Genomic DNA, 5,314 nt, shown 5'->3' on the forward strand with positions numbered 1-5,314 from the left:
CCGTGCGCGAGGCGATCAAACAGCTCTGCTCCGAGGACTGGCTGGTCGAGCGCCCGCACGTCGGCGCCGTGGTCGCCGAGCTCACGGTGGCCAACGTGCGCGAGCTCTACAGCGTCCGGGCCGCGCTCACCGCGCTGGCGCTGGAGCTGGGCGGCGTGCCGCTGGAGGGCGCGCGGCTGGCCGAGGTCGACGCGGTGCTCGCCGAGTGCGAGACCGCCGTCGCCCGCGAGGACGTCGCCGCCTTCGCCCGCCTCAACCGGCGCTTCCACTCCCTGCTGTGCGACACCGAGCACAGCAAGCTCACCCACCGCATGCTGCAGAGCCTGTGGGCCCGCACGGAGACCGCCCAGCGCGGCTTCCGCCTGGTGCCCTGGCGGCTGCCCAAATCGCACGCCGAGCACATCGCCATCAGGAACGCCCTGGTCGAAGGCGACATCCCGCTGGCGGGCAGGCTGCAGCACGCGCACGAGATGGCCGCCATGAAGGCCCTCATCGAAGGAATCCAGGAGACACATGGCTGACACCCGCAAGGCTCTCATCGGAGCCGCATGGCAGGAGGCCGACCAGACCTTCACCGTCCGCTCCCCCGCCACCGGCGAGCCGCTGGCGCAGGTCGCCGACTGCGGCCCCGAGCTGGCCACGCAGGCGGTCGACGCGGCCGCGGCGGCGCTGCCCGGCTGGCGGGCCATGCCCGCCCACGAGCGCGCCGGCCTCATGCGGGCCGCCGCCGGCGAGCTGACCGCGCGGGCGGACCGGATCGCCGCGATCACGACGGCCGAGCAGGGCAAGCCGCTCGCCGAGGCGACCGGCGAGGTGCTCTCGGGCGCCGACCACCTGCTGTGGGCCGCCGAGGAGACCCGCCGCCTGTACGGCGAGACCGTGCCCGGCGCGCACGAGGGCAACCGCATCTGGCTGCTGCCCGAGCCGGTCGGCGTGGTCGCGGGCATCACGCCGTGGAACTTCCCGGTCTCGATGATCACCCGCAAGCTCGGCCCGGCGCTGGCCGCCGGCTGCACGGTCGTGCTCAAACCGGCCGAGCAGACCCCGCTGTCGGCGATCGCGGTGGCCGAGGCGTTCGTCGCGGCCGGGCTGCCGCCGGGCGTGTTCAACCTGGTCACCACGTCCCGGCCGGCCGGGTTCGGCCAGGCGGTGATGACCGACCCGCGGGTGCGCAAGGTGTCCTTCACCGGTTCCACCGAGGTCGGCCGCGAGCTGATCAGGCAGAGCGCCCACGACGTCAAGCGGCTCAGCGTCGAGCTGGGCGGGCACGCGCCCGTGCTGGTCTTCCCCGACGCCGACCCGGTCGCCGCCGCCCGCGCGGTGGCCCGCAGCAAGTTCCTCAACGCCGGGCAGGCCTGCACCTCGCCCAACCGGATCTTCGTCCACTCCTCGCTGGCCGCCGCCTTCACCGACGAGCTGGTGCGCCAGGCGCGGGCGGCCGAGCTGGGCCCGCTCATCGACGAGGCGGCCGTGGCCAAGGTGAGCGGGCACGTCGAGGACGCCGTCGCGAAGGGCGCGGTCGTCCTGACCGGCGGGCGGCGGCCGGAGGGGGCGGGGACGTACTACCCGGCGACCGTGCTGGGCGGGGTGAGCGAGGACATGCTGGTCTGCCGTGAGGAGACGTTCGGGCCGGTCGCGCCGGTGCTGGAGTTCGACGACTGCGACAAGGTCGTCGAACGCGCCAACGCCACCCCGTACGGGCTGACCGCCTACGTGTGGACCAACGACCTGACCAGGACCCTGCGCGTGGCCGAGGAGCTGCAGTTCGGCATGGTCACCGTGAACGGCGGCCCGCTGGCGCCGCCGCAGGCGCCGTTCGGCGGGATCAAGAGCAGCGGCTACGGGCGCGAGGGCGGCCACCACGGGGTGGCCGACTACCTGGAGTACAAGTACCTCAGCGTGGGGCTGGGACGATGACGGAGAGCACGATGAAGACGAGCCCGCGCTCGGTCGCCGAGCGCGAGATCACCCGCCGGGTCGACCTGTGCCTGCCCGACGGCCGGCTCAACCCGGCCGCGGTCGGCTGGAGCCGCACCCCGCTGCACCGCGCCAACATCCGCGGCTGGGGCCGCACCATGCGCTGGGACTACTGGTGCGTCACCAGCCCCGGCCACGTGTTCGCCTTCAGCGCCAGCAGCCTCGACTACCTGGCCGGCGAGTCGGCGTTCTTCCTCGACCGGCGCACCGGCGAGCAGGTCTCCAGCCGGGGCCTGCTCGTCCCGGCCAGGGGCGTGGCCTTCTCCGAGCGCGGCGGCGAGGGCAGCGTGCGCATCGGCGCCGGCCCGGTCCGCATCAGCGTCGACGAGACCGCCGGCGGCACCCGGCTGCGGCTGAAGTCGGCCGAGATCGCCGCCGACGTGCTGGTGCGCCGGGTGCCGGGCCGCGAGAGCCTGTCGGTCGTGGTGCCCTGGGGCCCGCGCCGCTTCCAGTACACGGTCAAGGACGTCGGGCGGCCCGCCGAGGGCAGCGTGCGCGTGGGCGGCCTGACCTACGAGTTCGACCCCGCCGACGCCCTGGCCACGCTCGACCTCGGGCGCGGGCGCTGGCCCGGCGACATCCGCTGGAACTGGGGCGCGGCCGCCGGACGTCCCGGCGGCCGCGACGTCGCCCTGCAGATCGGCGGCAAGTGGACCGACGGCACCGGCAGCGTGGAGAACGGCCTGGTCCTCGACGGCCGCCTGCACAAGATCAGCGAAGAGCTGGTCTGGCGGTACGACACCACCGACTGGCGGGCGCCCTGGCGCATCGAGGGCGAGCGCGTGGACCTGGAGTTCGTCCCCGAGCACGTGCGCGAGGCCGACGTGCGGCGCGCGTTCTACATGCGCAGCCAGGAGGCCCAGGCGTTCGGCCACTACCGCGGCACGGTCGTCGCCGACGACGGCGAGCGCGTCACGGTCGACGGCCTGTACGGCTGGGCCGAGGAGGTCTACCGGCGCTGGTAGCGCCGTCAGGCGTCGCGGTCGTCGTGGATGACCTCGCCGCGGATGACCTCGCCGTGCACGACCTTGCCGCCCTGGGAGGCCCGGTCCACGCCGGGCGCCGACGGGAACATGTTCGCGTACGGCGAGGCCGCCGCCACCCGCTTGACCCGCCGGTCGAAGAACGACGACGCCAGCCGCCGCATCAGCGGCCGGGTGAAGGGCAGCACGAAGACGAAGCCGACGACGTCGGTGAAGAAGCCCGGGATCATCAGCAGGGCGCCGCCGGCCAGCACCAGGCCACCGTCGGCCAGCTCCCGGTCGGGCACCCGGCCCTCCGACAGCGCCGCCTGCAGACGCCGCCAGACCCGGCGGCCCTCACGGCGCACCAGCCAGGCGCCCAGCAGGCTGCCCGCGACGAGCAGGCCGACGGTCGGCCATCCGCCGATCATCGATCCGACCTGGATCAGCAGCCAGACCTCCAGCACCGGGACGCCCAGCAGGGCCAGCAACAGCAGCAGCCGCATCGTTTCCTCGATTCCGCGCACACGTACATCAGGAACAACGTCCGGCGGGCCGCGCGCGTTCCTGGACGCGGATCCTCGGGCGCCCGTCAGCCGCCGGTCAGCCGCGGGTGCGGCGCAGGCGGCGCGGCAGGCCGGTGACGCCCCACATGCCGATGCGCCACAGCGCCTCGGACATGACCTTGCCGTTCATCTTGCTCTTGCCGACCGTGCGCTCGACGAACGTGATCGGCACCTCCACCACCCGCAGCCCGTGCCTGGACGTGCGGAGCGTGAGGTCGACCTGGAAGCAGTAGCCCTGCGACTCGACCCCGGCCAGGCCCACCTTCTCCAGCGTGGCGGCCCGGTAGGCGCGGAAACCGGCGGTGGCGTCGCGCACCGGCAGGCCGAGCATCACCCGGGTGTAGATGTTGGCGCCCTTGGACAGCAGCTCGCGCCGGTGGGGCCAGTTGACCACCTTGCCGCCGGGCACGTAGCGGGAGCCGATCGCCAGGTCGGCGCCGTCGGCCAGCGCCTGCAGCAGCTTGGGCAGCTCCTCGGGCTGGTGGGAGCCGTCGGCGTCCATCTCGACCAGCACGTCGTAGCCCTCGCCCAGGCCCCAGCGGAAGCCGGCGATGTAGGCCGCGCCGAGCCCCTGCTTGCCCGGCCGGTGCAGCACGTGGACGTGCTCGTCGGCCTCGGCCAGGGCGTCGGCGACCTCGCCGGTGCCGTCGGGGCTGTTGTCGTCGGCCACCAGCACGTGGGCGTCCGGCACGGCGGCGCGCACCCGCTCGACGATCGCGGGCAGGTTGTCGCGCTCGTTGTAGGTCGGGACGACGACGAGCACCCGGCCGACAGTCTCCATCATGAGCCGTTCCCCATTCGGTCGCCTCGCCTGCCGCGCCGTGCGGCGACTCCCACAGCCACCGCTCCCATCAACATCAATGCCCATTCAGGAAGCTCGCCCACCTTTGTGGCGATCGTTTCCTGGGTGCGTACGGGCACCTTGACCACGTTCATGTCAGGGACAAGTTCACGGGTCTGCCAGGAGACCTTACCGTCAGGCGTGACATATGCGGAGATCCCGGTCGTGGCGGCCGTGACGACGGCCCTGTTGTGCTCGACGGCCCGCAGCTTGGACATCGCGAGCTGCTGCGGGGGCAGGTTGGACAGCGCGTAGCTGGCGTTGTTGGTCTGCACCACCAGCGGGGTGCCGCCGGCGCGCACGGTGCCGCGCACGGTGTCGTCGTAGGCCACCTCGTAGCAGTTGACCGCGCCGATGGTGACCGGGCCGAGCTTCAGGTCGCCCGGCTCGGTGCCCGCGACCGACTGGCGGCCGACCAGGTTGGCCCGCTCCCACAGGGCCAGCACGATCTCCTTGAACGGCGTGTACTCCCCGAACGGCACCAGGTGCTGCTTGTCGTAGTAGGCGCCGGGACCGCTCACCGGGTCCCACACCAGGCTGCGCGTGGCGCGGTGCTCGTCGCCGATGGCCACGACGGCGCCGACCAGGGTGGGGACGCCGACGTACTTGACCGACTCGTCGATCACCTGGCGGGCGAAGGCGCTGGTGTAGGGGTCGATGTCGGTGGAGTTCTCGGGCAGGACGACGATGTCGGGCTTGGGCAGGGCCCCGGCGCGCACGGCGTCGGCCAGCCGTTTGGTCTCCTCGGCGTGGTTGCGCAGGACGACGGCCGGCTCGTCGCCGAGCGGGTGCATGCCCCGCCCCGGGACGTTGCCCTGCACGATGCCGACGTTGATCGAGCGACCCTCGTCGCCCGGCCTCGGCAGGGCGAGCGTGAGCAGCGGCACGGCCAGCGCCACGGCCACCGGGACGGCCCTGCGCACGACCTGGTTCACGGCCCTGCCCACGGTGGCGGCGGGCCGCACCAG

6 protein-coding genes are annotated in these 5,314 nt (G+C 73.4%); 3 read left to right on the forward strand and 3 right to left on the reverse strand.

The features are described 5' to 3' along the window. From ACWCSD_RS47095 to ACWCSD_RS47105, 3 genes are all read left to right on the forward strand, one after another. Nucleotides 1-521 (forward strand): GntR family transcriptional regulator (locus tag ACWCSD_RS47095; RefSeq protein WP_449925423.1); only part of this gene is annotated, 521 nt, incomplete at its 5' end. Continuing rightward, the gene (locus ACWCSD_RS47100) at nucleotides 514-1,917 is read left to right on the forward strand and encodes an NAD-dependent succinate-semialdehyde dehydrogenase (protein ID WP_449925426.1); all 1,404 of its coding nucleotides are present in this window, start codon (nucleotides 514-516) and stop codon (nucleotides 1,915-1,917) included. The genes ACWCSD_RS47095 and ACWCSD_RS47100, both read left to right, overlap by 8 nt. Before the next feature lie 11 nt (nucleotides 1,918-1,928). Then, nucleotides 1,929-2,942 carry a DUF2804 domain-containing protein gene (locus tag ACWCSD_RS47105; RefSeq protein WP_449925429.1) on the forward strand — a complete coding sequence of 338 codons (1,014 nt, stop codon included), beginning with the start codon at nucleotides 1,929-1,931 and terminating at the stop codon, nucleotides 2,940-2,942. 5 nt (nucleotides 2,943-2,947) lie between these two features. Here the strand turns inward: ACWCSD_RS47105 and ACWCSD_RS47110 are convergent, their stop codons facing one another. The 3 genes from ACWCSD_RS47110 to lnt form a co-directional block, all read right to left on the reverse strand. Continuing rightward, nucleotides 2,948-3,445: an FxsA family protein gene (locus ACWCSD_RS47110; protein ID WP_358286576.1), complete on the reverse strand. Its 498-nt coding sequence runs from the start codon at nucleotides 3,443-3,445 to the stop codon at nucleotides 2,948-2,950. Nucleotides 3,446-3,542: 97 nt separating this feature from the next. Continuing rightward, entirely contained in the window at nucleotides 3,543-4,289 is a 747-nt protein-coding gene (locus ACWCSD_RS47115) for a polyprenol monophosphomannose synthase (RefSeq protein ID WP_358286574.1), read from the reverse strand. Next, nucleotides 4,286-5,314, reverse strand: a 1,029-nt coding sequence (gene lnt / locus ACWCSD_RS47120; RefSeq protein WP_449925433.1) for an apolipoprotein N-acyltransferase, incomplete at its 5' end; no start/stop codon positions are given. The genes lnt and ACWCSD_RS47115, both read right to left, overlap by 4 nt.

The sequence above is a fragment of the Nonomuraea sp. NPDC001684 genome, assembly GCF_053596515.1.

What these genes read in the sequence shown, in the direction of transcription:
- ACWCSD_RS47110 (WP_358286576.1), bottom strand. Translation starts at nt 3,445, where the DNA reads ATGCGGCTGCTGCTGTTGCTGGCCCTGCTGGGCGTCCCGGTGCTGGAG.
- ACWCSD_RS47100 (WP_449925426.1), top strand. Translation starts at nt 514, where the DNA reads ATGGCTGACACCCGCAAGGCTCTCATCGGAGCCGCATGGCAGGAGGCC.
- ACWCSD_RS47115 (WP_358286574.1), bottom strand. Translation starts at nt 4,289, where the DNA reads ATGATGGAGACTGTCGGCCGGGTGCTCGTCGTCGTCCCGACCTACAAC.
- ACWCSD_RS47105 (WP_449925429.1), top strand. Translation starts at nt 1,929, where the DNA reads ATGAAGACGAGCCCGCGCTCGGTCGCCGAGCGCGAGATCACCCGCCGG.